Raw genomic sequence first — 25,306 nt, 5'->3', positions numbered from 1 at the left:
AGGTCTTTCTTCATGTGGTACACCACAGCACCCAGTTGGCCGGGCCGGAGCCGACCGCGCTGTCCCACAGTGGCTCACAAGGGAGAGCAGCGGCATGAGCCGGACAAGCCGTTCCACGGCCGGGGGAGTGGGCCGCAACGCCGGCGGGAGGCATCGCGCCGGCCATGAGCTCGCGGCCGGACAAAAGGCCAAGGATGTTAGATTGTCGGGCGATTGATGTTGATCTGACAGTAGAGGCGTGACTCACGTGGCAGGGTTTGAGATCTACTTCGACACGCTCGAGGAGTGCGCCACCAAGGCCAAGGGAGTCGCGAACCAGTTCAAGAGCGCGGCGGAGGATGGTCCCACGAGCGTCAGCACCTCCTGCTTCGGCGACCTGGAGAACGTTTCCGACAAGCTCGCCAAGGCCGTCAACGACTTCGAGGTGAAGATCGACGCCGAGATACGCCATGCGCAACAGAACCTGAACAAGGTCGAGGCGGCCATCCATCAAGTCGTCACCAACGTCCGCACGGCCGACCTCCCCACCGTTCCCCGGACGGAGCAGGTGTGACGGACATCTGGGACCAGTACCTCAGCCCCATCCAGCGCGTCATCGACGACCTGAGCGGCGACCAGGCCCAGATCTCCAAGATCTCGGGGCGATGGCGAACGCTGGCGAGCGACATCACCACAGAGACCGGCGTCATCAAACGCGCGGTCAACAGGGTGGACAGCGCGTGGAACGGCGTCGCCGCCGAAAACTTCGCCAAGTACATGGCCAGATATCCCCAGTCTGGTACGGCACTGAGTGAGGCCCTGACCAGCTGCGCCGGCAAGCTGGATGCGGCGGGGAGCGCACTGGAGACGGCCAAGGGCGAGGTCCAAGCCCTTTACCGGGAGAAACGCGCCTGGCTGGACGAGCAGCGCAGCGACTCCGACAGCACGACGATCTCGATGACGAGTATCAGGTCCCAGGTGTCCGACGCCCTCGAGCGCGCCAAGGTGCACACGGACAAGGCCGCCGAGGTACTCGGCCAGGCCACCAGCGAGATCGACAAACACCTCGGCGAGGTGCGGTTCTTCACCGGTATCCCCGCTCCCGGCGATCAAGACTTCGTCCCGGGCAACAAGTCCGGGATGCGCTGGATCCCCGACCCGGACTTCCGGCCCCATACCCCGACGACGCAGCTGGCGTCCTACAACGGCAACGGCAACGGCAACGGCCTGCCGACCGGCGATGGCATCGGGAACGGCGTCAACGGGGCAGGCGGCGGCGCCGGCGGTGGCGGCGGCGGTGGCGGCGGTGCGGGCGCGCCTTCGCTGGCCGTCCCGCCGAACGCCCACAGCCTGGCGCCCAACCCTCGTGCCCAGGCCGTCATCGACTACGCCCTCAAGCAGATCGGCGACCCTTACGTGTGGGGAGCGACAGGACCCGGCTCCTTCGACTGCTCCGGGCTGACCCTGCGCGCGTACGAGGCCGCGGGGACCGCCATCCCCCGGGTCGCGCACGACCAGTGGATGCGCGGACCGCGCATCCCTGATGGCAACGTGCAGCCCGGAGACCTTGTCTTCTTCGACAACAACGGTGACGGCACCGCTGACCATGTGGGCATCGTGCTCGACCCCGAGAAGGGCACAATGATCCACGCGCCCAGAACGGGCTCCGACGTCAAGATCGCCCCGTACAGCCGCACCCCCATGGGCTTCACGCGGCCGGGAACCAGCTGACCCCTGGCACGCACCTGGAATCGGACTGGAAGCCCGGCTCGACGTGGCCGTTCGCGACCCAATGTAAGGGCGTGACAGAAGATCATCTGATCTTTACGTGACCGGTTCTCTGGTGTGCCTCCACCGACGCCCGCGTGGCAGATGTTGTGCTCCCCGCCATTTCCGGCGGGCAGCATCCGTGACGGCGAACGGATCGCCGCCCTGGATCAAAGTCGCGTGTACGGCTTTTTCACGGTGACGTTCGGGTGCCGAGGTCTTACCCCTTCGGTTTGAAGTAGTGCGCGACCATGAAAGCGGTGACCTTCTTGCCGATCTTCGCGCCTTCGACGTCGGCCGTTCGAGTATGGATTCCGCCCCAGATGCGGGCTTCGACGACCTCGGCGAGCGCCTGCGAGAAACTGCGGAAATACCTGGTGGTACCCGAGGCGGCGCTGTACCCGCTGAAGGGGATGTCGTCGCGGCCGAAGAAATACGCCAACGCCGACATGCTCGCCGAGGTGAAGCAGGTATGTCCGGACGTGTAGTCGGGGTGCGGTGGTGTAACGAGCAATGGCGTCCAGTTCGGATCGGCCGCCGTTCTCGGATTGCCGTCGGTGTCGGCCAGGCGGATCGCGGTGACCGGCCGCCAGAAGTTCCACGCTGCCTTCTCGTTGTAGCAGGCGATCGTGGCATCGGCCTCGGCCAGGTCGACCATCGCGAACATCCGCGCCGTCTGCAACGTGTTCAGCTGCCGCTTCGTCGCCAGCTGGCGCTTGATCTCCCATTCGGCCAGGTGCCGGTCGTGCCACCAGATCGCCGCTTGTGTCTGGTCGGACGTCCTGACCGTGCTGGTCGCCGAGCCGATGGTCTTGACCTCGTTGAAGTCCCGGGCGTACCGGTGGCTGGTGAGCGATGGCGGGCCGGACGTGCGGAACATGGAGGCGCTGCGGATGAGGAACGGTTTGAGGTCACCGACCCAGGCTCCGTCGGAGGCGAACGTGGGTGGCGCCGGCCGCCATTGACCGGGCTGGGTGCCCACCGTCCAGGTCTGGTTTCCGAACGCTCCGTCGTTCTGCCGTGCGGCGTTCATCGCAGAGGCCGCCTGAGTGCCCACGCTGATTCCGCGCTGCTTGGCGGTACCGTCCGGAATCACGGCCAGCGCCTCGTCGTACTGCGTCTTCAGCCTCGCTCGCTGTTCTGGGAACAGAGCGTTCAGCACCAGGAAGCCCGCGGTCGCGACGGCCGCGTCCGTCGACTCGGTCCCATCGGCAGGCGGCGCGATCAGGTACGGCTGATAGGGAGTGCCGGCGATCGCGTTTACGGCGTCGTAAACGGCTCCGTGCACCATCGCGAAGCTGCGCGCCTGGACCTGCGGTTGCTGGCCGGCAATGTCCCAAATCGCCGTCTGGGCGTTTCTGTCCCAGATGATGACAGAATTGGGAGGCGTGTTCGAAGTCGACGCGTTTGCGAACGACGAGCCGAGTCCGATCGGAGACCCGACAGCGATGATCCCGGCGACGGATAAGCGAACGGCCTTGCGCGGGAGGACGCCTGCCCATCCGGCGTAACGTAATTTGACCATGATAGGAAATTACTCCGACCGCCACCGATCGAGCCAGCGCGCGAACAACTGCCACGTCGGCCGACCAGGCCGATGACACTGAGGCCCGTTTCGGCGAAAGTGGCAGCGTGGCACGACGCCGCTGGCCGTAGTCGGCGAAGTGCGCAGGATCCAGGCTGAGTCGCTCGGCCACGAACGGGACCGCGCCAGGCGCAACGGCCAGTGGGTCGTCGGGTCAGCCGGCGTCTCCGGCCAGGTAAAACCGGTGCGCCCTGCTCCACGCCTTACATCGCGTCGACCGGTTCGCCACCGCCCATCATCTTCCGCTCCCGCGACCGCTTGTGGCATGGAACCAGTGGGTGGTGCCGGTCGGACGCCTGCCCGTTCCCCGCTGGCCGCATTGTCAGCACCCTCGACCGGCTCACAAGCCCGACCCGCCGCGACTCCACCCCGGCAGCCTCGACGATCTCCGCAACGGTCACCACACCCCGTGACCACAACTTGCGCATTCTTTCTGCGATTACAGGACGGGACAATCCTTGGCAGTCAAGGTCTTTTGTCCCGCTCCGAGCGTTACCAGAAGATCGCTTTGGGGGGTCGAAAGGACTATCCAAACGCGGCTGATTAAGAGGCTGACCTTGGATTACCTTCTGGTGCCGGGCATCGAAGAATCGGCTGTGTAGTGGTTTTGTAGCGACTCTGTGAGGGGGTGCGGTACCGTCCGGCTGTCGTGATCAACTTCGATTAATCCAACCGAAACAGGACATCACTGGCCGGGGTCGGGATCGCTATGGCGGCAGGTCGATGTCCAGCCGTATGGAAAGGAGTATCCAATGTCGGAACGTGAAGGAAATCTCGTACGGAAGGTGGCCTTGACGGCCGCCGCGTTCGCTGCCGCGTCCGCGGTCGGGGTCGGAGCCGCCGGTGCCGCTTCGGCCGCCGAGTCCTCTCAGGCGAATCTCTCCGAGGTCGCGGCGACTTCCGACCAGAACAGCGCGCTCGGTGCGGTGCTGAACCGGGTGACCACCGACGACGACATCTTCCGTCCTGCCGGCACTTTCAACAGGTGACGGAGCGGGTTCGTTCCCGTGGCTGATCGGGCCGTGTAGAGGCCTACTGGGACACGACGGGCAGAGAGGCGAAGGACATCGTGATCGAGCTACCGATCGTGCAGGTGAAAGAGCGAGCCGCCGAATGGCCGACTCAGGACGTGACCGATCAGGCGCTTGCGGATCCGTACTGGCGCCCTCTGCCCTTCGTGGAATTCGCTCTCAAATTCCACGGCCGGTGCAACCTGGCCTGTGACTACTGCTACATGTACGAGATGGCCGACCAGAGCTGGAAGAACAAACCGGTGGCCATGTCACGCGAGACGATCGACCAGGTCGCCTTCCGGCTCGGAGAGCACCTGCGGGCTCACGCCGACGAAATCGGGGGAGCGTCGGTGAGGATGCATGGCGGCGAAGCGCTGCTCGCCGGAGCGGATCAGTTCGCGTACGCGGCGCGAGCCTTCCGGAACGCCGCGCCGTCCGAGGTCCCGCTGCGACTCGTCACCACCACGAACGGCGTGCTCCTTTCTGACGAGAACCTGTTGAACGTCCTGCGCGAACACCGCATCGGTGTCACGGTCAGCCTCGACGGCGACAGGGAAGCCCAGAACCGTCACCGCAAGTACGCCAACGGCCGCGGCAGCCATGACTTGGTGATGCGCGGCATCGAGGTTCTGAACCGCCCCGCTTACCGTGACCTCTTCGACCTTGTGCTGTGCACCATCGACCTGGAGAACGACCCCCTGACCACCTATGAGGCGCTGCTCGCCACCGGGGCGCCGGCCGTCGACTTCCTGCTGCCGCTTGGCAATTGGTCGTCTCCTCCACCGGGATGGACCGCCGGGGACGGAGGCGTCGCATATGCGGACTGGCTGATACCGATCTTCGAGCGCTGGTATTCCACGGTGCCGCTTCCGGCCGGTGTCAGGCTCTTCGAGAACATCATGACGTTGTGCCTCGGCGGTCATGCCTACACCGAGGGGCTGGGGCTCAACCCGTTCCAGCTCATCGTCATCGAAAGCGACGGAACCATCGAACTCGGCGACGCGTTGAAGTCCGCCTACGAGGGCGCCCCATGCACCGGCTTGAACGTTTTTCGCAACACGTTCGACGACGCGCGACTCCTTCCGGGCGTCGTCGCCCGGCAACGAAAGGTGGCCGGCCTGTCGCCGATCTGCGTTTCCTGCTCGATCCGGGATATCTGCGGGGCCGGCGAGTACAGCACGCGATACCGCGCCGGCTCGGGATTTCTCAATCCTTCCGTCTACTGCGCCGATCTGGCCAAACTGATCTGCCACATCCGCGACCGGGTGCTCGCCGACGTGGAACGGTTGAGGGCCGAGCGTGCGGCGGCCCTCTGAGCATTGGAACTGGCGGTCCGCATCCCGCCCTGTGGAACACACCGCGGTAAAAGGAGAGCGGGCCATGCCAACCATGATTGGGTTACGTCACCCACGATCGGTATCAGCGGCTTGTCATCGAAGGCCGCCGCCTGGGCGAGCAGCAGACGCAGTTCACGCTTGGTGACCTCGCTCTGGAACTGCAATCCTTCCACCAGGGAACGCGCGACGACTGGCCGCCGTACGGCACCACCACGACACCGTGATGCGTCATCGAACGCATCACCGACGCGGCCACCGAATCCACCGTCCAGCGGCTCATGCGCACCCCACTGCAAGTGACCATCATGTCGCTTCTGGTGGAACGGCATCGCGGTCTGGGACGCTGCGCCCGACTGGGCAGGCCCGGCGCTGTGGCTCCACGGCGATCTGCATCCGGCCAACGTCCTCACCGCGGACGGCACCATCTGCGGCGTGATCGACTTCGGCGCCCTGTTCGCCGGCGCGTCAAGGATGAGCTTGCCGGTGGCGATGGTGGCGCGGCCTGGCATCGACCTGAGTGACATGCCCCGGATGTGCTGGACGCGCCAGCCCAAAACTAGCCGAGGGCCCTTCGGGGTACTGTGGCGCTCACCGTGGTGCCTTCTCCTGGTACGCCATTGACGGTGAGGCCGCCGCCCATTCCTGCGAGCTCGACCCGTCTGCCACGCAGACTAGCCTCATACGCCTCGGCCGACGTACCGAGACCGTCATCGTTGATGGTCAAGCGGAGCCCGCCGGGAGCCACGGTGAGGGCAATGGAGACGGTACGGGCCTGTGCCTACCGTTCCGCCTCCTGCACAACGTCACGGATCGCGCCATGGACGATCTCGGTGAGCGGGCGGGAAGCGGCTGTTTCGGCAAAGGCCATATCTCCACCGTTATCCCGGTCTGCAGCGACCATTCCGCCAGGCGATCCTTCAGAGCGTGTGAGGCAGCAGAGCTATTGATCATCTGCTTCTTCCCCTACTGGTCAATAAGTCGAGTACGCCTGATCAGGCCCGTCCGGCGGGCAGTCGCGGGTGAAGGACGTCGGCGAAGATTCGCACGAACGACGCCCATGGTCGTTGGGAAGAATTGCCCAGAGCTTGTCCGACCTGCCGCTTCACCGTTGAGGACCTGGCGCGGACGAGAGTCGCCGAAGCCTGACCGCCATTGTGGGCGCCGAGCATCTCGCTGCGCATGCTGCAACCACGCACCTATCCGGTGCGCTTCGGCGCCTGGCGACGTCGTGCCCTCACCAGGACGGCTCCACATCGGCCGGGCGCAAAGCGTACCGGGTGTATGCAGACCGGATCGCCACGGCCGCGCGGACACCCTGACCAAACGTCGAGCGCCCGTTTTCCCCAAGGGGGGCCGTCGCCGCGAACACTGAGAGTTACTTTTCCTCTGGTGACGTCAACCCGAGCGGTGGGTCGACCTATTTGCCTCGCCGATGCCGGTGGGATGATCCCTGCCCCGCGGACTGGACGCGCCCGGCCGCACCCCGCCCATCTTTATGCGAGCCGGTACGACTGCGGAAAAAGAAAGGCCAGTGGGTGTCCACCGGCCTTCTGATCCTTACCTACTCATCCTTAGCGGGGAGTCGGGCACCAGGTCCAGTCCTCGGCCCACGTCTGGGCCGCGGGGGGGGGGGGCCGGGGGGGGGCCCCCCCCCCCCCCCCCCCCCGCCCCCCGGGCATTAAGTACAAGACGGGGAGGGCCCCCCCAACGCCGGGGCCGCCTCCGGCGGGGGGGGGGGGGGGGGGGGCCGGGGGGCGGGGGGGGGGGGGGCCCCGCGGGGGGGCGGGGGGGGGGGGGGGGGGCGCCGGCGGCCCCCCGGCGCCCCCCCCCCCCCCCCCCCCCGCCGCGGTCCAGAGGTGAATGACGACCTTGCCGTTCGTGCCCGCCGTACGGCACTTGCCCTCCGCGGTGGGCGCGTACAGGTTCTCGTGAGGCGAGGTGACCCTGTTGCCGTCCTGGTTGACGCCGTAGACCGTGATGTTGGTGGCCTTGGGGTGTCCTTCGAAGCAGGCTATGACCTGCTGGCCGTTGTAACCGGCCGACGCGGGCGAGGCAAGGACGCCGCCGCAGAGCAGACCCGCGACCACTGTCGTTGCCAGCTTGACGAGTGAGGCTCTCATACTGATCACCAGTACTTACAGGTCTTGGCGGGCGAAATGTCGAACACAGGGACGTCGCACGCCTGACGGGTGACGCCCTTCGAGTTGCCGTTGATGTCGAACCAGGAGACGTCGATATTGCCGTACCACCACCAGTCCTTGAACGTGTGGCAGCGGAAATCGTCCTCGCCCGGCTGGGGAGCGTCGTTCAGGTCGCCGACCGGGCCCCACACGAATTTGTCGTCCTGATTCTTGCCGGAGACCCGCGCAACACTAGACGAATTACTGACTCAGGACACTAGTGGCTCGTCTCTGAACGTTGACCCGGTAATTGATCTCGGACGTGGACCCGTCAGGCTGGCTGCCTCTCTCGAGTCTCTGGAGGTGGTCGTGGCTCGCCGACCGGATGTATTCGTCCGACCCTTGTCGATGGAGGAGGGCCGCAAACTCCAGCGCATCACCCGGACCGCCAAGGACCCGGTCAAGCTGCGGCGGGCGATCGTGGTGATGATGTCCGGCCAGGGCCAGAGCGTGCCGGACATCACCTCGTTGATGCAGGTCGGCGACGACTACGTGCGCGATGTCATCCACGCCTTCAATGAGCGGGGGTTCGACGCGTTGGACCCAAAATGGAGCGGGGGCCGTCCACCGGCGATCAGTGAGCAGGCGCGCGAGCACATCTGCCTGATTGCCAGGACGGCCCCGGCGGAGTGGGGCATCACCGGCCACTCCACCTAAAGCCTGCGCACCCTCTCCGAGCACCTCATCAACCGGGGTGTGGTCACCTCGATCAGCCGCTGGCATCTGTCGCGGATCCTGCGTGCGGGCAAGGTGACCTGGCAGACCACCACCACTTGGAAGACCTCCAACGACCCGCAGTTCATCGCCAAGATGCAGCGCGTGCTGGAGTTATACGACCAGTCGCCCGCCGGCGGGCGGGTGATCTGCGTCGATGAGTTCGGGCCGCTGAAGCTGATGCCGCGTCCGGGCAAACGCCGGCGACCGGCCGGCAGCCCGGCCCGGCTGCGGGCTACCTACAACCGCTATCACGGGGTCATGCACATGATCGCCGCGCTGGATCTTGCCACCGGAAAGCTGTACTACCGCATCCGCAGGCGCAAGCGGTGGCGGGAGTTCTTGTCCTCTCTCAAGACCTTGCGTGCCCGCTGGCCCGGCGAGAAGCTCTACGTGATCATGGACAACTACTCGCCGCACAAACATCCCCAGGTCCGCTCATGGGCCGTGGAGCATGATGTCGAGCTGGTGTTCCTGCCCACCTACGGTTCATGGTTGAACTGGATCGAGTCCGAGTTCGCCGCGCTGCGCTACTACGCCCTCAACGGCACCGATCATCGCACTCACGACGAGCAGAACACGGCGATCGGCGCCTACGTCCGCTGGCGCAACGCCCGCGCGCAACCGAAGACCAGCTTCGCCGCCAGCTCACCCATCCGAAGTTGGACCAGTTACCCGGCCAAGGTTGCGTGACGGACCACTAGTCCAAGAATTCCGCCACGTCGCCAGCGAATCGGGCATGGCCGAACGTGCCGAGGTGGCCCGTGCCCGGGTAAAGGATCAGGCGCGCGTCCGGCAGCAGCTCGGCCGTCTCCTTGAACAGCTCCACCGAGTAGGCCAGGTCCCGTTCTCCGCCGACGACCAGCGTGGGCGCGGCGATGCCGGCGAGCCGGCCGCGGACGTCGAAGGAGTCCTCGGCCTGGGCGAAGTGGAGCATGTCCAGGGGATCGGACGGGCGCATCATGGGGTCGGCGAGCCACATCAGGGGCCGGATCAGCGCCCTGGTGAGCGCGGTCCGACCGACCACGGGCGCCTGGTGGTGGGCGCCGCGCCGGCCGGCCGCCACCGCCTCGGTGTATCGCCGCTGGACCTCGCGGGTACGCGCAGTCAGCGTGTACGCCGCTCCGGCCACCACCAGCCGCCGGACGACCTCGGGGTGATCGGCCGCCAACTGCAGCGCCAACGACCCACCGGACGACATGCCCAGCACATCCACTGGCTCGCCGAACCGCTCGGCCAGGGCCTCGGCGTGCTGGGCGGCGATGTCCGCCATGGTCGTGCCCGCCACCATCCCGGGTGCGCGGTTGACCGCGTACATCTCGAAGTGCCGCCCGAGCGGGCCCATCACCTTGAGCTCCGCCCTGAGCGCCCATCCCGTGGGGTTGGTGTGCTCCGGCGCGAACCACCGCAGCGCCACCAGCGGTCTGCCCGCGCCTACCGTGTAGTACGGCAGTCCGTGCTTGAGTACACCCTCGGCCATCCGCCACCTCCCTGGAGGTCACCACTTCCACAGTAGCTTCGGCCTGACGGGTTCACCGTGCGAGATCAATTATCGGGTCAATGTTCGAAGACAGGACACTAGATGCCCGTTCGCTGATCGACTCGAGCGGTCGAGGGGATCGTTCCGCTGGCTGTCGTCGGTCTCGTCGAGATCGCCCTATCCTGGTCGCCCCTCAGCGCTGGGCGGAGGTCTGGTTCGCGTCACGCCGGTAGGTGTAGAGGACGTGCCCCTTGTGGAACTTGCCCACCTTGTCGTACAGCGCGCGAGCCGGAGCGTCTTCCAACGTGTTCCAGTAGAGACCTGGGAAGCCGTGCTCCTTGGCGTCCCGCGCCACCCACTCGATCACTGCCGTCGCGATACCCCGCCGCCGGACTTCCGCGTCCACGAACAAGTCCACCAGATAGCATCTCCCGGCGTACCAGACACTGGCGTGGAACAGGTAGTGCGCGATGCCGACCATTTTGCCGTCCAGCCGGGCGGTGATCCCGCGTATCTGCTCGTCGTCAAGCAGGCGTCGCCAGGTCCGTTCGTAGTCGTCGTCGCTGCGTTCGACCTTGAAGTATGTGTCTTTGCCACGGGCCAGCGATTCCCAGCAGGCGCGGTCGGATTCGGTCAAGAAGTTGATCTCCATCATGGCGCCCATCCTGCCCTACGGTCACCTCGCCCTGGCCGCCGCGCACGCTGTCGCCGGATGCCGCCCTCGGCCACCCGCTGCCCCGACACCGACGGAGCGGATACGGTTTGCCGCCCCGTCCTTCCGACGATGCCGCTGGGCACCGCCTCGAGGCCGGTGACCTTCAGGACATCATCGAGCCCGCCCCACCCTCTCGGGTCCTGGGCGTTTCTGGCTCGTCCTCATCGCTGCCAACCCGCCGCCTAGAGCGCCCGAAGCGAAGCGCGGCCGTACGGTGGCCGTCCTCGGGACGAGAACGGCGGCTGACCCACCCCGCCGGTCAGTTCGCACCGTGCTGTACCGCGAACTGACACGGCAACCTCTCGCCCAGCCAGGCAACGAACCCACCCTTAGCGGGCGAACGCGGACGCGGTGCCTCATCCACCTGGGCCTATGATCGGCGGCATGGCACTGCGACTTGTTCAGGTGAATTTCAAAGCTCGGGACGACTCGGCGCTCGGCCGGTTCTGGGCGGAGGCGCTCGGCTGGGGTGTTTCCAGCGAGGGACCTGGCGTGACCAACCTCGAGCCCGAAGGCTTCGTCTGGCCGGACCCCGCCGCCTTCTACATCGATGTCGTCACCGTCCCGGACCCCGAAACGGTGAAGTATCGCGTGCACCTCGAACTCGCCACCACCTCTGCGGCCCATCAGACGGAGTTGGTCGCGCGCCTGAAGGAGCTCGGTGCCACGCCCGCCGACGTGGGCCAGGGTGATGTCCCGTGGACGGTCCTGGCCGACCCGGAGGGCAACGTGTTCTGCGTGCTGGAGCCTCGGGAGATCTACCGGGATACCGGGCCGATCGCCGCGGTGGTGGTCGACTGCGCGGACCCGCGGGCCATGGCCCGGTTCTGGGGCGAGGCGGTGGACTGGACCCTCCACGAGGTGAGCGACGATCATGCGCTGCTGCGCTCCGCCCAGGGTGTCGGCCCGTATCTGGAGTTCCGCCGCACGCCCGATGTGAAGACCGTGTGGAATCGCGTCCATTTCGACCTGCTGCCGCACCCTGTTGACGACCAAGCGGCGGAGGTGGCCCGGCTGCAATCTCTCGGCGCGACGCCCGCCGACGTCGGCCAGGGCGACGTCCCGTGGATCGTCCTCGCCGACCCGGAGGGCAACGAGTTCTGCGTCCTCGGTCGGGCCTGACGCGGAGCCTTTTCACCTGCGGGGCGTACAACGGCTCCTCGGCGACGTGTCGTCGGCATCTTCCCGCACAGCGAGGCTCTCGCCGCCTGGCCGGCGCCGTCCTGACGTCGACCTGTGACGAGCGCCCGCCATCCTCGGCAGCGAGGTGGGGCCGCTTCTCGCCCGTGAGATCAGCCATGCTCCGGTTCGACCGCCGAGCACCGCCGGCCAATGACCGTTCTGCCCAAGAACGAGCTGACTTCGGCGGGGGCAGACCTCGTGTGGCATGCCCCGAGGGCAAGCCACCTGCTGCCCTGGTCACACCGCCGTCAACCAACGTGGCACCAGCCGCCAAATAAGCCCTGAGCTGGAAATCAGCTTCCCGCTGCTCCGTATCGAAGCAGGATGCGCACGAGCCAGAGTCACGCCGGTGATCCTGCGCGGCTGAGCGGGGCCCGGTCGCAGCCCTGGAGCTGGTCCCGCCCGTCGGCACACCGGGAGACCGCGCCGAGTCTCACTCCAGGGGCAGGGGGCGGCGTGGCACGGGCGCAGTGTGGATGAGAGACGTGGTCGTGTGACCGTACGGGGTGAACAGGTCGAGGATCGGTTCGAGCTCGTCGACCGCCCGCAGGTGCATCGTGAAGTAGAAGCAGTCGTCCCCGGTCATTCTGTAGCACTCGACGATCTGGGGAACCTCTTGGGCGATCTTGGAGATGCGCTGCAATTCGCGGATCGCCGGACGGATCCGGACCATCACCGTGACCGGAAAACCCAGCGCCCGCGGGTCGACCTCGGCACGATAGCCGGTGATCACTCCCGACTCCTCCAGCCGCTGCACCCTGTCGGCCACCGCGGGGGCCGACAGGGCGACCCGGCGGCCCAGCTCGGCGAAGCTCACTCTGGCGTCGACCTGCAGCTCGGCGAGAATACGAAGGTCGAGGGCGTCCATTCCCTTTGGTTCGTATGCCCGCTCGGGTCTGATCTTTCGATTCGCCATTCTCCTAAATTACGGGTTGGCCGACGATGGCGTCATGCCGCTCACCGGCCCTCGCGCCGTCCTGTCCGCGGCGCCTCCGTGGACCTACTTCATCGGGAGCGCCGTCTTCCACTACCTCGGCCCGGCCTTCGCCGTGCTCCTGTTCACCAGGCTCGCCCCGCTCGGGGTCGCGGCACTGAGGATCTGGAGCGCCGCACTCGTTTTCGCGCTCTGGCGTCGTCCCTGGCGGACCCTGGCCCGGCTCGACGCGGAGGGGCGTCGTACGATCATCGCCTGGGGCGCGGTGCTCGCGGCCATGAACGTCTGTTTCTACCTGGCGATCGCCCGCGTGCCCCTCGGGACCGTCGCCGCGATCGAGTTTCTGCCGGTCATCGTGCTGGCCGCGCTCGGTGCCCGTACCGCACGTAACCTCATGGCACTCGTGGCAGCCGTCGGCGGTGTCTACGTGCTGACCGGCATCCACCTGGACGGGGAGCCACTGGGGTTGGTGTTCGCCTTCGCCAACGCGGTGCTGTTCGCCGCCTACATCGTGCTGGCCCACCGTACGGCTCGGCGGCTGCGCGGCATCGGCGGCATCGACGGGCTGGCCGCCGCCATGCTCATCGCCTGCGTGTTCGTCGCGCCGGTGGCCATCGGGCAGGCCGCTCCCGCGGTGATCGACCCGGTCACGCTCGCCGCCGGGATCGGGGTGGGGATCTGTTCGTCGGTGATCCCGTACGTGTGCGATCAGCTCGCCATGGCACGCATGGCCCGCTCCACGTACGCGCTGCTGGTGGCGCTGCTTCCGGCCACTGCAACGGTGATCGGCACCGTGGTGCTCCGGCAACTCCCCTCACTCGCCGAGCTCGCCGGAGTCGGGCTCGTGGTGCTCTCAGTCGCCCTTCACCGCGAGATTCAGTCTCCTCCAGCCGAGGAGAGAGCCACGCTCTCACAGGAAGGTAAGACGAATTGCGATACATGAAGCTGGGCTCGTCGGGACTGCAGGTCTCGCGGATCTGCCTGGGCATGATGACGTACGGCGATCCAGGAGCCCGGGACTGGATCCTGCGCGAGGACGCGGCCGGGCCGATCGTGCGGCGCGCGGTCGAGGCCGGGGTGACGTTCTTCGACACCGCCGACATGTACTCCGACGGCGCGAGCGAGGAGATCACCGGCCGGCTGCTCAGCAAGCTCTTCGCGCGCCGCGACGACTACGTTCTGGCCACGAAGGTCTACTTCCCGACGGGGCCGGGCCCGAACGACCGAGGGCTGTCGCGCAAACACGTGCTGGCCGCAATCGACGCCTCGCTGACCAGACTCGGAACCGACTATATCGATCTGTACCAGATCCACCGCTGGGACTACGAGACGCCGATCGAGGAGACCATGGAGGCCCTGCACGACGTGGTGCGGGCCGGCAAGGCCCGCTACATCGGGGCCTCCAGCATGTACGCCTGGCAGTTCGCCAAAGCGCAGCACACTGCTCAGACTGCCGGCTGGACCAGGTTCGTGTCGATGCAGAACCACTACAACCTGGTGTACAGGGAGGAGGAACGGGAGATGATCCCGCTCTGCCTGGACCAGGGAGTGGGCGTCATCCCGTGGAGCCCGCTGGCGCGCGGACTGCTCACCGGCAGCCGCCACCGCGACGGCCGGCGGCACACGGCCCGATCCGGCAGCGACCCGCTGGCCGACAGCATGTACGAGGACGCAGACTTCGACGTCGTCGACGTGGTGCGTACGGTCGCCGGCGAACGAGGCCTGCCACCAGCGCAGCTCGCGCTCGCGTGGCTGCTCGGAAAGTCCGGGGTGAGCGCGCCGATCGTCGGAGCGAGCAAGGTGGGCCATCTGAACGACGCGATCGCGGCGGTGGAGGTGTCCCTGAGTGAAGAGGAGACGGCCCGGCTGGAGGCCCCCTACCGGCCACACAAGATCATCGGGCACTCTTGAACGGGCTGTGACGCGGCTCGATCTTCGGTGGTGAGTTCGGCACGTGCCGCGGGGCCGCGATGGCTTGACGGTCGCCGCCGGACTTCAGCTGGGGCACGTACTTGTAGATGGTGGCGCGACTGACGCCCAGCAGCCGGGCGATGGAGGCGATCGTCACGTCGGGCTGGGTGAGCAGGGCGCGGGCGTGTCCGACCTGTCCGGGGTGCATCGCCGGGGCCGGCCTCGGGCCGCCGAGCACCTCCAGCAGCGGGCCAATCGAATAGCCCGTACCGCTAACTGCCATCGCCGAGGTCGTGCGTCAGCTGCTGGACGAGGGCTGGGGAGATCGACCCCGGGGGACCTGGCCGCCGCGCACGGTGTAGACGGGCACCCCGGCGGCCGACAGCGCCTCGACGTCGCGCATGACCGTGCGGACCGACACCTCCAGCCGCTCGGCCAGATCACCGGCGAGCAGCTGCCCGTGGGTCTGCAGCAGCAGCATGATCGACAGCAGGCGCTCGGATCTCACGTCCTCAAAGGTATATGACGCCACCTGACATATACCCCCGTGAAGATGCAGGTAGACGGCCCGCCCACGGGGGGCGGCGCCAAACGTCCCTGAAAGGACCTGTGCTGTGACCGCAACGAACGCGCTCGCCCGGAAGATCGCCGAGGACTTCGTCCACGCGTGGACCGGCAAGGACGTCGACAAGGCCCTGAGCCTGCTCGCCGACGACGTCGTGTGCGAGGCCCCGACCGGAACGTTCGAGGGAGTGGAGGGCTATCGCGGGTTCCTCGAACCGTTCGCCAACTCGCTGATCGGCGCCACCGTCATCGACGTCCTGGGCAACGACACGAACGCGGCGACCGTGTACACCACCGACACCCCGCTGCTGAAGGACTTCCGCGGCATCGACTACTTCACCGTCGAGAACGGCAGGATCACGCGCGTGATCAGCATCTTCGACATGCTCCCGATGGCTCAGGCCAGGGGCAACATCCAGCACTGACCCGGCCCTGCGCCAGTGGGCCCGCATGCGTGATCAGCAACAGCCTCGGTCAGGGGTGCGGGACTGCTCGGGCCGCATCGCAGGCAGCTGCCGGTCATCGCACCTGGCTTGTCCATGCGCCCGAGGCGGCCGCCTGCGCTCGCCGCTGTTGCCATGCACCATTCCCAAAGGAAAACCACGTCACCATGATCACCATCACCGCGGCCATCGGCCGCCTCGGCGTGGTCTATGCCGCCGCTGTGGCAGCGATCGCCTCGACGGACGACTCCGACCGGGCTTCGGCCGTCACCGTGCTGGATGGCACGATCGTGATCGCGGTGCTTCTGGCCAATGACGCCTGGGGTGGAGCTGCGGGCTTCACGGTCCTGGCCGCCTGCTGCCTGCCGGCGTTCTGGCTGGTCCGCGCCCTTCCTGACGCAGCCGGGCGCCGCCGTCGTGGCACTGGCAGGTGCGGGCCTGAGCGCCCTGGCGGCCCGTAAGGTCGGGCGGCTGGCCACCATAGCCGCTCTCGTCGCGGTGGGGGGTCACACCAAACTGATGATCGCCGCCGTCCCTTGGGGGGCCGGCTACGCCGCCGCCGCGATGATCTGGCGGATCTGCTTCATGGGCCTGCTCGTCCAGGTACTCGCCGTGGCAGCGGCCGTCGACCGCAGCGGCCGCTGGGTCGCACCCTGCGGTGGAGCGCCGGCGATCGGCGGCGGGCTGGGCTCGGCCCCGTACGGGCTGAGCGCAACCACTGGAGTCCGCTCCTGGCCACTTCGATCTTTCGCGAACCGGGGGTGGTCAGAGGGGCCAGTTGCCGGGACGCTGCAGCTCCAGTGGGGGAGCCGTGGCCGGCAGCGGGCTGGCCGCGTCAGGAGACAGGGCGTCCAGGACGAGTGCGAGGTAACGTTGTCGGCCGTCGCTGTGGGGATCCATGGTCCACAGCAGGCTCACGAGCATGACCATGATCCTGGGCATGTCGTCCGGGACGAGATCGGCGCGGATGAGGCCGGCCTGCTGGGCCCGGTGAGTCAGCAGGGTCAGGGACTCGAAGAAGCGGGTACTGGTTTCGGCGGTCATGGCGCCGGCGTTCCTGGCGGCGGCCAGGGTGTTGTGTTCGCGGGCCGCCAGGGACAGCGCGGCCTCGAGCACGGTGACCAGGCCACGCTTGGGGTCGTCGTCGTCCATGGCCTGCTCGATGGCGGGGGCGATGTCCTCGGTGAAGCTCTGGTCGAGGGCGGCGCGGACCAGCACTGCCTTGTCGGGGAAGCGGCGGTAGAGCGTGGCGATGCCCACGCCGGCGCGGCGGGCGATCTCTTCGAGCGACGCGTCAGGGCCGAGTTCGGTCCAGGCCTGCCGGGCCGCGCGCAGGATCTTCTCGGAGTTGCGTGTGGCGTCGGCGCGCAGTCGACGCGAGGCATCGGTGGTCACCTGCACAGACTATCAACCGATAGCGTCCTATCGGTTCTGATTGACTTCCTCTCCCGAGATAAGTAATAGTGTCCTATCGCTTATTGGATGCAACCTCATCCGCATGCTGCCGTCCGGCGGGATGCGACTTCCCGGAGTGATGCGGGTGCAGCTCGACGAAGGAGAGCCAGATGAAGGTGACAGTCGAATCCGACAAATGTGTGGCCGCCGGGCAGTGCGTACTGATCGCACCAGAGGTCTTCGACCAGCGTGACGAGGACGGCATCGTGGTGCTGCTGGACGAGAGGCCCGCTCCGGAGGCGTACGGCCCGGTCCGCGAGTCGGCCGCGGTCTGCCCCGCGGCCGCCATCCATCTGGCGGAGTCGTGAACCGGATCGTGATCGTCGCGGCTCGGCGGGCGGACTGGCCACCGCGGAGGCGCTACGCAGAGCCGGGTACGGGGGAGCGATCACGTTCGTCGGCGAGGAGCCGCAGCTGCCCTACGACCGCCCGCCCCTGTCGAAACAGGTCATGACGGGGGAGTGGGAGCCGGACCGGCTCGCCCTGCGCGGCAAGGAGGAGATTGACGCGCTGGGCCTGCAACTGCGCTTGGGCGTGCCCGCGATCGGTCTGGACCTGAGCGGCGGGAGTGTGGCGCTGGCCGACGGTGCCGAGGTGCCCTATGACGCTCTGGTCATCGCGACCGGCGTGCGTCCCCGTCACCTGCCGGGCAGCCAGGTCGTGCCGGGAGTGCACACGCTACGCACCCTGGACGACGCCGTTTCGCTGAAGGCGCGGCTGGGGCGGGGGCGGCGGCTGGTGATCGTCGGTGCCGGGTTCGTGGGCGCCGAAGTGGCCGCCGTCGCCAGCGGGCTGGGTGTGCAGGTGACGCTGTTGGAGGCGGGCCCGCTTCCCCTGGCCCAGGCCATCGGCGAGCAGGCCGGCCACGTGCTGGCCGAGATGCACCGCAGCCACGGCGTCGAGTTGCGTACGCACGCCGTCGTCGCCGAGATCGTCAGCGCGGGCGGGGCGGTCACGGGGGTGCGGCTGGCCGATGAGACGGTGCTGCCGGCGGACGAGGTGCTGGTGGCCATCGGCTCGGTGCCGAACACCGAATGGCTGGACGGCAGCGGGCTGACCCTGGGCGACGGGCTGGTGTGTGACGAGTTCAGCGCCGCCGCACCCGGCGTGTACGGGGTCGGGGATGTGGCCCGCTGGCACAACCCGCTGTTCGGCACGGCGATGCGCATCGAGCACCGCACCAACGCGGCCGAGCAGGGCCTGGCCGTCGCCCACAACCTGCTCCACCCGCAGGCGCGGCGACCGTTCGCCCCGGTGCCGTACTTCTGGTCCGACCAGTACGGCATGAAAATCCAGGCCTACGGTCACCTGCGCGACCACGACGAGGCACTCGTCCTGGACGGCGACGTCCGGCAACGGCGTCTCCTGATCGCCTACCGCACCGGCGACCGGGTGACCGGCGTGCTCGCCGCCGGCATGTCACCCAAGATCCTGCGCGCCTGGCGCGCCCTCATCGCGGTCCGAACCCCATGGGCCACCGCCATCGCCGGCACGACGGCCGCGTAACTCGCGCCGCGGCGTCGACGACGACCGTTACACGACACCTTCAGGAGCTTTTCGTGAGCATCACGACCGACACCCACGACAACGCCGACCTCCCTGTCTTCCCCGGCGTGCGCTCCCAGCGCTGCCCCTTGGACCCGCCCACCGAATACGCCGGCTGGCGCCAGGCCGAAGGCCTGCAGCGGGTCCGGATGTGGAACGGCCACACCGCCTGGGTGGTCACCCGGTACGAGGACGTCCGCGCTGTCTTGAGCGAGCCGCGGCTCAGCGCGGACGCCCAGCGCTATCCGTCCGTGCTCCCGCACACGCAGGTGCCGGCGTTCCCGCGGATGGACGACCCCGACCATGCCCGGCTGCGCCGCATGCTCACCGCCGACTTCACGGTCAAGCGAGTGGAGGCGATGCGTCCGCAGATCCACGAGATGGCCGAGCGGTTCCTCGACGAGATGATCGGCAAGGGCCAGCCGGCGGACCTGGTTCGCGGATACGCGCTGCCCATCCCGTCCTTGGTGATCTCGCTCCTGCTCGGGGTGCCGTACGACGACCACGAGTTCTTCCAGCAGCACAGCGCCACCATGAACCACGCCGACGCCTCGCCGCAGGACAAGGCGCAGGCCAGCGGGGCGCTGTTCGGCTACCTGCTCGCTCTGGTGGAGCGCAAGGAACGCGAGCCGGGAGACGACCTCATCAGCCGCCTGCTCACCGAGCGGGTCGCCAAGGGCGAGCTCAGCCGCGAAGAAGCCGCCATGAACGGCATGATCCTGCTGTTCGCCGGGCACGAGACCACGGCCAACATGATCGGCCTGGGCACGCTGGCGCTGCTGCAGAATCCGGATCAGGCCGCCCGGATCCGCGACACCGACGACCCCGCCGTGGTGGCCAACGCCGTCGAGGAACTGCTGCGTTATCTGTCCATCGCGCAGGACATGATCGTACGGGTGGCTACCGAGGACCTCACCATCGGCGGGCAGCTCATCCGAGCCGGCGAAGCGGTGACCGTCAACCTGCCCGCCGCCAACCGGGACACGGTGTTCCTCGACCAGCCCGACACCGTGGATCTCGGCCGCAACACCCGCGGGCATCTGGCCTTCGGCTACGGCATCCACCAGTGCCTCGGGCAGAACCTGGCCCGCGTGGAACTGCAGGTCGCGCTGCCGGCACTGCTGCGCAGGCTGCCGGGCCTGCGCCTGGCCGTGCCGTTGGAGGAAGTGAAGTTCCGGCACGACATGTCCGCCTACGGCGTCCACGAACTGCCGGTCGCCTGGTAACACCCAGCATCCCCGCCCAAGGCCGGTCGGCGGGCGTCGGTCTTGGAACGACCTCGATGGAGGAAACATGTCCGTTCTTGGTACACCGTGGGTCGCCGCCACTGTGGCGCGGGCGATGCAGGGTCTGGTCACGGTCGCCTTCGACCTGGCCACCCGGCGCAAGGGGATCATGTTCTCAGAGCTCCCGGGAAACACCCAGGACGTCACGATTCCGACGTCGATCACGCCCGCGCGTGCGGTCGTCTACCGCCCCGCCGGCCAGGACCCGAGCCCGCCCGTTCACGTCAACTTCCACGGCGGCGGGTTCGTCATGCGGGGGGGTGCAGCTCGACGACCCGCTGTGCCGGTACCTGGCTGCCGAGGCCGGTGTCGTCGTCGTCAACGTCGACTACGCCGTCGCACCGCAGCATCCCTTTCCTGCACCGCCCCGCCAGGCCTTCGAGGTCGTCCGGTGGGTGGCCGAGCACGGCAGGCAGCATGGGTGGGACGGCACCCGGCTGACGGTCGGCGGGCAGAGCGCCGGCGGCGGACTGGCCGCGGCGGTGGCTCGTCAGGCGCTGGAGCAGGGCGGGCCGCTGACCGCCCTGCAGGTCCTGCACTATCCGCCGCCGACTCCTGGGATGGAGTAACCCGGCCCTGCGGGCGGCCTCCAGCACCGCGGTCGCGGCGACGTGACCCACTTCGGATACAGCGCGTAGCAAGGCCGGGTCACTCTCCAGGTGACCGATCCCCAGCGAGGTCTCCGGCGGGCGGACGGGCAGGACCGCGAGGTCGTCGCTCAGAAAGGGGGCCGTCGAGGTTCACCGCGGCCCAGCAGGACCAGGAGCTGAAAGACGCGCCCGAGGTCGCCGACCTGGGCGTGCAGTGCGGCCCGGTCATTCTCGCGGGCGACGTCCTCGGCCTGGCTCTGTTCGCCGACGACGCCGCCACGGTCAAGACGCTCAGGGCCTGGGCGATGAAGTCGGCCCTCACCGCATGAACGATTGAGCCCAAGGCGAGGGCGCGGAGTGACCCCGGCGCGATGAGATCTGTCAGACCGGGGTCGCCGACACCGAGGAAAGCAGCCCGTCGATCTCCTGCGGGCTCGGTGGCACCGCGCCCTCCCGGGTGCACACCACGGCCGCCGCCGCGCATCCGTAGCGCAACGCGTCGCGGACCCGGTCCGCAGTGAGCTCGCCGTCGCCGAGAACCGTGAGATACGCGGCGGTGAAGGTGTCGCCCGCGCCGACCGTGTCGACGAGCTCGACGACCGGAGCGGGGCAGGTGATCATCGAGTTACCGAGGATCGCCGACGCGCCGTCGCCGCCTCGGGTCACCACGACCAGGCGTTCTCCCTGCCATCCCGCCCAGCGTTTCGCCGCGTCCAGGTCCGGCTCGCCGGGATACAGCCAGGCCAGGTCCTCCGCACTCACCTTGACCAGCCGCGAGAGGCGTACGCACTCCTCGACCGGCGTCAGCGCAGACGCCCGGTCACCGACGAGCGAGGGGCGGATGTTGGGGTCGTACGAGACGATGACCCCCGCCTCGGCCGCGGCCCTCATCACCTCTCGGACATGCGTGGCGCCGGGTCCGACGAGCGTGGCCAGCGATCCGGTGTGCAGGCAGGTGACGCCGTCGAGCGAGACCGGACCGGAGAATCGCCAGTCGAACCGGAAGTCGTAGGACGCTGACCCGTCGTCGCCGATTCTGGCGAAAGCCAGGCTGGTCGCGGCGCCGGGGACGAGTTCGCCGTCCCCGACCCCGTGCCTGCCGAGATGACTCCGCAGCAGGTCGCCGAAGAAGTCGCCGCCGATCTCGCTCGCGAGTCTGACCGGTTGCCCGAGCGTGGCCAGCGCGACCGCGACGTTGAGCGGGCTGCCTCCCGCGACGGCGCTGAACCGCCATGCGTCGGGCGAGCCGATCAGGTCGACGATGCTCTCGCCGATCACCAGGAACGTCATGTGCCCTCCCTTCGTGCCGGCGACATGGTGACATTTGATGAATCGATTCCGCAAGACCGGCGGCCGGTTCCGGGAGGATTACGGCGAAGTTTCCTGCGCCATCTTGACCTGCTTCGATGCGCAGGGCTACGTTTGCGCAAACGTTTTTGCTCAGCGGCGGTTGGGGGTGCACCGCATGAGCCCCGGGCTGACGGGAGAGAGCACCATGTCTCACAACTCAGGCCTGTCCCGGCGCGACCTGTTGAAGTGGACGGGCGTGTCGGGTCTGGCGGTAATGGCCACCGCGTGCGGCGCCGGCGGGACGACGAGCGGATCGGGCACGGGCGGCGCCAAGGCGCTCAATGTCCTGGTCGAGGCGGGCGGCAAGGCCGAACTTACGAAGATCGCCGAGGCGTTCACGAAGAAGACCGGCGCGAAGGTGACGTTCATCGAGCTGCCGTACGACGGCCTGTTCAACCGGCTGTCCGGCGAGCTGTCCTCCGGCGCCCTCAGCTTCGACGTGGCCGCGCTGGACGCGATCTGGCTGACCGCGTTCGCCGGGGCCGTACGCCCCATGAACGAGCTGTTCACCGCGGACGTCAAGGCCGACCTGTTCCCGGCTCTGGTGTCAGAGGCGCAGGTCGGCAGCACGTTCGTCGGCATGCCGGTGTGGACGAACGCGGAGATCCTCTTCTACCGCAAGGACCTGTTCGAGGACGCCGAGGAGCAGGCCGCCTTCAAGAAGAGGTACGGCTACGAGCTCGCCCCGCCCACGACGTGGGATCAGTTCAACGACGCGGCGGCGTTCTTCACCCGCGACGGCAAGCTGTACGGCACCGACGTCAAGGGCGCGGTCGAGACCGAATGGCTCGCGCACGTGCTCCAGGCAGGGTCGCCGGGCGTGGTCCTGGACGCCTCGGGCCAGGTCGTCATCGACAACGAGCAGCACCTGAAGGCGCTGACGTTCTACAGCGACCTGAACAACAAGCTCAAGGTGAGCCCGCCCGGCGCCGAGCAGCTCGACTGGGCGGGCGCGCAGAACCTGTTCAACCAGGGCAAGACGGCGATGACGCGGTTCTGGGCGCACGCGTTCCCGCTCATCCCGAAGGACTCCCCGGTGCACGGCAAGGTCGGCGCCGCCCCCATGATCGGGGGAGCAGCGGGCGTGGCGGGCATCCCCGGCCCCTGGTACCTGTCGGTGCCCAAGGCTGGCAAGCAGGCCGACCTGGCCACCGAGTTCGTCAAGTTCGCCTACGACAACAACGCGATGGCGATCGAGTCCTCGCTCGGGCTGGCCGCGCGGAAGTCGGCCTTCGAGCAGTACGCCGACAAGCCCGGCTACGAGCACTTCAAGCCGCTGCTGGAGACACTCAACGCCACGGCCACCAAACCACGCCCCGCGACGGCCAAGTGGCAGCAGATCGTGGACACCGTGCTGATCCCGATGCTGCAGAAGTCGCTCACCCCGAACGCCGACTACACGGCCCTGCTGGCCGACGCCAAGGACAAGGTGCAGAGCCTTGCCCAGTAGACCGCAGCCGACGGTGGACAGGGTCGACGCCCGGCCCCGTGGCGGCGACGTCCCGACCAGGGGCGATCACCGGCGGCGCCGGCCGGGTCGCGGGCTCACCGACGACCGGTTCGCGCTGGCGCTGATGGCCCCGGCGGCGGTGTTCCTGGCGGTGTTCGTCGGCTGGCCGCTGGTCAAGCTGGTCGTGGACAGCCTGTACGACATCGCCCCGCTGGCGGGGACGCGCGAGTTCACCGGACTGGGCAACTACGGCGAGGCGCTGACCTCGCCCGAGTTCCTCGGCGCCGCAGGCCGTACGGCCCTGTACACGATGCTCGTGGTCATGCTGGAGTTCACCCTCGGACTGGCGGTGGCCCTGCTGTTCAACGCGTTGGGCAAGCGGGCGAGGTGGATCCGGACCCTGTTCCTGTACCCGCTGATGATCGCCCCCGTCGTCGCGGGACTGCTGTGGCGGTTCCTGCTCATCGACAACTTCGGCATCGTCAACGAGCTGCTCACCCGGCTCGGCATCATCAGTGGGCCCGACGCGATCGGCTGGCTGAGCGACCCGGACATCGTGCTGTTCTCGGTGGCGCTGCCGGACATCTGGCTGACCACGTCGTTCATGGCCCTGGTGCTGTTCGCCGGGCTGCAGAACATCCCGGGCGACGTGCTGGAGGCCGCCCGTCTCGACGGCAGCGGGCCGTGGCACACCCTCACCCGGGTGACGCTGCCGCTGCTGCGGCCGGTCATCGCCGTCGCACTCGTCGTACGCGGCATCGACGCGGCGCGGGCCTTCGACGTGATCCTCATCCAGACCAACGGCGGCCCGCAGTCGGCCTCCGAGACGCTCAGCCTGCTCATCTATCGCACGATGGTGCGATTCGCCGAGCCGGGGCTCGCCAGCGCCATGGGCACCCTCTACCTGATCGCGATGCTGGGCGTGGCACTGATCGCGGTCGCCACCATCTGGCGACCGGGGAAGGGGGCGGAGCGATGACCTCGCGCACGAGTACCCGGACGCTGCTGTGGGTGCTGCTGGCCAGCATCGTGGTGCTGTACGCGTTCCCGTTCGCGTACCTCATCCTGACCTCGCTGAAACTGCCCACCGACGCCATCGCCGTGCCGCCCACGGTGCTGCCCGAGGCCTGGAGCCTGGAGAACTACGGCACCGCCCTGGCCACGCCCGGCGTGATCCCCTCGTTCGTCAACAGCACCTCCACGGCTGTGATCAGCACGGTGCTGTCGGTCCTGCTCGCGGTCCCGGCCGCATACGGGATCACCCGCTACGGGACCGTGAGCGGGCGGATCTTCGTCATGCTCGCCCTGGTCACCCGGATGGTGCCGCCGGTCGCCATCGGGGTCCCACTGGTCAACCTGATGAGTACGGCGGGCATCACCGACACGCCGACCGCGCTCGCCCTGGCCCACACGACGATCTCGCTGCCCCTGTCGATCTGGCTGATGGCCAGCTTCTTCGAGGCCGTGCCTCCCAGCCTGGAGGAGGCGGCGCAGGTCGACGGCTGCACCCGGCTGCAGTCAATGGTGCGGGTCGTGGTGCCGGTCGTCGGCGGCGGCATCGCAGTGACGGCGATCTTCGCGTTCCTCGCGTCCTGGAACGAGTTCCTGTTCGCGCTGCTGCTCACGGCGGTGCGGGCACAGACGACGCCGATCGTCATCGCCAACTTCCAGACCCAGTACGGCCTGCAATGGGGGCCCATGACCGCACTGGCCACCCTGTACTCGGTCCCCGTCGTCCTGTTCACCCTGCTGCTCCAGCGGCGGATCGTCGCGGGCATGACCCTCGGCGCCGTCAAGGGCTGACCCACACCACGCGAAAGGTTATC

At 67.9% G+C, this 25,306-nt stretch carries 29 protein-coding genes and 1 pseudogene; 20 read left to right on the top strand and 10 right to left on the bottom strand.

Translation table 11 applies throughout. The features are described from left to right. Positions 1-247 precede the first annotated feature (247 nt). A complete protein-coding gene (locus tag ACIBI9_RS56210) occupies positions 248-553 on the top strand; it encodes a hypothetical protein (protein WP_397235643.1) in 306 nt (101 codons plus the stop codon). After that, complete coding sequence (locus tag ACIBI9_RS56205) at positions 550-1,710, top strand: NlpC/P60 family protein (RefSeq protein WP_397235642.1); 1,161 nt, start codon at positions 550-552, stop codon at positions 1,708-1,710. Before ACIBI9_RS56210 ends, ACIBI9_RS56205 begins: the two co-directional genes overlap by 4 nt. A 256-nt stretch (positions 1,711-1,966) precedes the next feature. On the opposite strand, the gene ACIBI9_RS56200 is transcribed toward ACIBI9_RS56205, so the two are convergent. Further along, positions 1,967-3,271, bottom strand: coding sequence for a phosphatase PAP2 family protein (locus ACIBI9_RS56200; protein ID WP_397235641.1), 1,305 nt, complete (start codon positions 3,269-3,271; stop codon positions 1,967-1,969). 812 nt (positions 3,272-4,083) lie between these two features. Here ACIBI9_RS56200 and ACIBI9_RS56195 point away from each other — a divergent pair. From ACIBI9_RS56195 to ACIBI9_RS56180, 4 genes are all read left to right on the top strand, one after another. Then, on the top strand, positions 4,084-4,320 hold the full coding sequence (locus ACIBI9_RS56195; protein WP_397235640.1) for a hypothetical protein: 237 nt from the start codon (positions 4,084-4,086) through the stop codon (positions 4,318-4,320). Between the two features lie 80 nt (positions 4,321-4,400). Continuing rightward, the gene (locus ACIBI9_RS56190; RefSeq protein WP_397235639.1) at positions 4,401-5,660 is read left to right on the top strand and encodes an FxsB family cyclophane-forming radical SAM/SPASM peptide maturase; all 1,260 of its coding nucleotides are present in this window, start codon (positions 4,401-4,403) and stop codon (positions 5,658-5,660) included. A 77-nt stretch (positions 5,661-5,737) separates the two neighbouring features. Beyond that, on the top strand, positions 5,738-5,905 hold the full coding sequence (locus tag ACIBI9_RS56185; RefSeq protein WP_397235638.1) for a hypothetical protein: 168 nt from the start codon (positions 5,738-5,740) through the stop codon (positions 5,903-5,905). A 103-nt stretch (positions 5,906-6,008) separates the two neighbouring features. After that, positions 6,009-6,302, top strand: coding sequence for a phosphotransferase (locus ACIBI9_RS56180; RefSeq protein ID WP_397235673.1), 294 nt, complete (start codon positions 6,009-6,011; stop codon positions 6,300-6,302). Between the two features lie 1,504 nt (positions 6,303-7,806). On the opposite strand, the gene ACIBI9_RS56175 is transcribed toward ACIBI9_RS56180, so the two are convergent. Then, positions 7,807-8,013, bottom strand: coding sequence for a hypothetical protein (locus ACIBI9_RS56175; protein ID WP_397235637.1), 207 nt, complete (start codon positions 8,011-8,013; stop codon positions 7,807-7,809). Positions 8,014-8,209: 196 nt separating this feature from the next. On the opposite strand from ACIBI9_RS56175, the gene ACIBI9_RS56170 reads away from it, so the two are divergent. After that, positions 8,210-8,518 (top strand): transposase, encoded by a 309-nt coding sequence (locus ACIBI9_RS56170; RefSeq protein ID WP_397235672.1) that lies wholly within the window; start codon positions 8,210-8,212, stop codon positions 8,516-8,518. A 39-nt stretch (positions 8,519-8,557) separates the two neighbouring features. Then, the gene (locus tag ACIBI9_RS56165; RefSeq protein ID WP_397235636.1) at positions 8,558-9,268 is read left to right on the top strand and encodes an IS630 family transposase; all 711 of its coding nucleotides are present in this window, start codon (positions 8,558-8,560) and stop codon (positions 9,266-9,268) included. A gap of 7 nt (positions 9,269-9,275) precedes the next feature. Here ACIBI9_RS56165 and ACIBI9_RS56160 read toward each other — a convergent pair whose 3' ends face one another. Next, a complete protein-coding gene (locus tag ACIBI9_RS56160; RefSeq protein ID WP_397235635.1) occupies positions 9,276-10,055 on the bottom strand; it encodes an alpha/beta fold hydrolase in 780 nt (259 codons plus the stop codon). Positions 10,056-10,248: 193 nt separating this feature from the next. After that, on the bottom strand, positions 10,249-10,710 hold the full coding sequence (locus ACIBI9_RS56155) for a GNAT family N-acetyltransferase (protein WP_397235634.1): 462 nt from the start codon (positions 10,708-10,710) through the stop codon (positions 10,249-10,251). 444 nt (positions 10,711-11,154) lie between these two features. Here ACIBI9_RS56155 and ACIBI9_RS56150 point away from each other — a divergent pair, with 444 nt between their 5' ends. Further along, positions 11,155-11,892, top strand: a complete 738-nt coding sequence (locus ACIBI9_RS56150; RefSeq protein ID WP_397235671.1) for a VOC family protein — start codon at positions 11,155-11,157, stop codon at positions 11,890-11,892. A 493-nt stretch (positions 11,893-12,385) separates the two neighbouring features. On the opposite strand, the gene ACIBI9_RS56145 is transcribed toward ACIBI9_RS56150, so the two are convergent. Further along, positions 12,386-12,820, bottom strand: coding sequence for an Lrp/AsnC family transcriptional regulator (locus ACIBI9_RS56145; protein WP_397235633.1), 435 nt, complete (start codon positions 12,818-12,820; stop codon positions 12,386-12,388). A gap of 82 nt (positions 12,821-12,902) precedes the next feature. Between ACIBI9_RS56145 and ACIBI9_RS56140 the strand changes: the two genes are divergently transcribed. Next, on the top strand, positions 12,903-13,829 hold the full coding sequence (locus ACIBI9_RS56140) for an EamA family transporter (RefSeq protein ID WP_397235632.1): 927 nt from the start codon (positions 12,903-12,905) through the stop codon (positions 13,827-13,829). Continuing rightward, a complete protein-coding gene (locus ACIBI9_RS56135; RefSeq protein ID WP_397235631.1) occupies positions 13,817-14,797 on the top strand; it encodes an aldo/keto reductase in 981 nt (326 codons plus the stop codon). The genes ACIBI9_RS56140 and ACIBI9_RS56135 overlap by 13 nt, the downstream gene beginning before the upstream one ends. On the opposite strand, the gene ACIBI9_RS56130 is transcribed toward ACIBI9_RS56135, so the two are convergent. Together ACIBI9_RS56130 and ACIBI9_RS56125 are read right to left on the bottom strand one after the other, a co-directional pair. Further along, positions 14,781-15,080, bottom strand: a complete 300-nt coding sequence (locus ACIBI9_RS56130) for a helix-turn-helix domain-containing protein (protein WP_397235630.1) — start codon at positions 15,078-15,080, stop codon at positions 14,781-14,783. The two genes, ACIBI9_RS56135 and ACIBI9_RS56130, sit on opposite strands and share 17 nt — an antisense overlap. Positions 15,081-15,143: 63 nt before the next feature. Beyond that, a pseudogene (locus tag ACIBI9_RS56125) lies at positions 15,144-15,305 on the bottom strand (helix-turn-helix transcriptional regulator); the annotation flags it as partial. 106 nt (positions 15,306-15,411) lie between these two features. Here ACIBI9_RS56125 and ACIBI9_RS56120 point away from each other — a divergent pair. Together ACIBI9_RS56120 and ACIBI9_RS56115 are read left to right on the top strand one after the other, a co-directional pair. Continuing rightward, the gene (locus ACIBI9_RS56120) at positions 15,412-15,786 is read left to right on the top strand and encodes a nuclear transport factor 2 family protein (RefSeq protein ID WP_397235629.1); all 375 of its coding nucleotides are present in this window, start codon (positions 15,412-15,414) and stop codon (positions 15,784-15,786) included. A gap of 185 nt (positions 15,787-15,971) precedes the next feature. Beyond that, positions 15,972-16,265 (top strand): hypothetical protein, encoded by a 294-nt coding sequence (locus ACIBI9_RS56115; protein ID WP_397235628.1) that lies wholly within the window; start codon positions 15,972-15,974, stop codon positions 16,263-16,265. Between the two features lie 87 nt (positions 16,266-16,352). On the opposite strand, the gene ACIBI9_RS56110 is transcribed toward ACIBI9_RS56115, so the two are convergent. Both ACIBI9_RS56110 and ACIBI9_RS56105 read right to left on the bottom strand, forming a co-directional pair. Further along, positions 16,353-16,523 carry a hypothetical protein gene (locus ACIBI9_RS56110; RefSeq protein WP_397235627.1) on the bottom strand — a complete coding sequence of 57 codons (171 nt, stop codon included), beginning with the start codon at positions 16,521-16,523 and terminating at the stop codon, positions 16,353-16,355. 46 nt (positions 16,524-16,569) lie between these two features. Continuing rightward, the gene (locus ACIBI9_RS56105; protein ID WP_397235626.1) at positions 16,570-17,199 is read right to left on the bottom strand and encodes a TetR/AcrR family transcriptional regulator; all 630 of its coding nucleotides are present in this window, start codon (positions 17,197-17,199) and stop codon (positions 16,570-16,572) included. Positions 17,200-17,369: 170 nt separating this feature from the next. Here ACIBI9_RS56105 and ACIBI9_RS56100 point away from each other — a divergent pair, with 170 nt between their 5' ends. The 4 genes from ACIBI9_RS56100 (at position 17,370) to ACIBI9_RS56085 (ending at position 20,659) form a co-directional block, all read left to right on the top strand. Continuing rightward, positions 17,370-17,567, top strand: a complete 198-nt coding sequence (locus tag ACIBI9_RS56100; protein WP_397235625.1) for a ferredoxin — start codon at positions 17,370-17,372, stop codon at positions 17,565-17,567. Next, positions 17,551-18,765 (top strand): NAD(P)/FAD-dependent oxidoreductase, encoded by a 1,215-nt coding sequence (locus tag ACIBI9_RS56095; RefSeq protein WP_397235670.1) that lies wholly within the window; start codon positions 17,551-17,553, stop codon positions 18,763-18,765. Before ACIBI9_RS56100 ends, ACIBI9_RS56095 begins: the two co-directional genes overlap by 17 nt. Positions 18,766-18,818: 53 nt before the next feature. Then, entirely contained in the window at positions 18,819-20,030 is a 1,212-nt protein-coding gene (locus tag ACIBI9_RS56090) for a cytochrome P450 (RefSeq protein ID WP_397235624.1), read from the top strand. A 320-nt stretch (positions 20,031-20,350) separates the two neighbouring features. Then, a complete protein-coding gene (locus ACIBI9_RS56085) occupies positions 20,351-20,659 on the top strand; it encodes an alpha/beta hydrolase fold domain-containing protein (RefSeq protein ID WP_397235622.1) in 309 nt (102 codons plus the stop codon). A 402-nt stretch (positions 20,660-21,061) separates the two neighbouring features. Here the strand turns inward: ACIBI9_RS56085 and ACIBI9_RS56080 are convergent, their stop codons facing one another. Next, positions 21,062-21,970 (bottom strand): carbohydrate kinase, encoded by a 909-nt coding sequence (locus ACIBI9_RS56080; RefSeq protein ID WP_397235621.1) that lies wholly within the window; start codon positions 21,968-21,970, stop codon positions 21,062-21,064. 205 nt (positions 21,971-22,175) lie between these two features. On the opposite strand from ACIBI9_RS56080, the gene ACIBI9_RS56075 reads away from it, so the two are divergent. The 3 genes from ACIBI9_RS56075 to ACIBI9_RS56065 are packed head-to-tail and all read left to right on the top strand — an operon-like array spanning position 22,176 to position 25,283. Next, positions 22,176-23,480, top strand: coding sequence for an ABC transporter substrate-binding protein (locus ACIBI9_RS56075; protein ID WP_397235620.1), 1,305 nt, complete (start codon positions 22,176-22,178; stop codon positions 23,478-23,480). Further along, entirely contained in the window at positions 23,470-24,459 is a 990-nt protein-coding gene (locus ACIBI9_RS56070; RefSeq protein ID WP_397235619.1) for a carbohydrate ABC transporter permease, read from the top strand. Before ACIBI9_RS56075 ends, ACIBI9_RS56070 begins: the two co-directional genes overlap by 11 nt. Continuing rightward, positions 24,456-25,283: a carbohydrate ABC transporter permease gene (locus ACIBI9_RS56065; RefSeq protein WP_397235618.1), complete on the top strand. Its 828-nt coding sequence runs from the start codon at positions 24,456-24,458 to the stop codon at positions 25,281-25,283. The genes ACIBI9_RS56070 and ACIBI9_RS56065 overlap by 4 nt, the downstream gene beginning before the upstream one ends. Positions 25,284-25,306: the final 23 nt, after the last annotated feature.

This window comes from Nonomuraea sp. NPDC050451 (assembly GCF_044458585.1).
The sequence above is the reverse complement of the archived record's forward strand: the minus strand, read 5'-3'. Positions and strand labels throughout refer to the sequence as shown.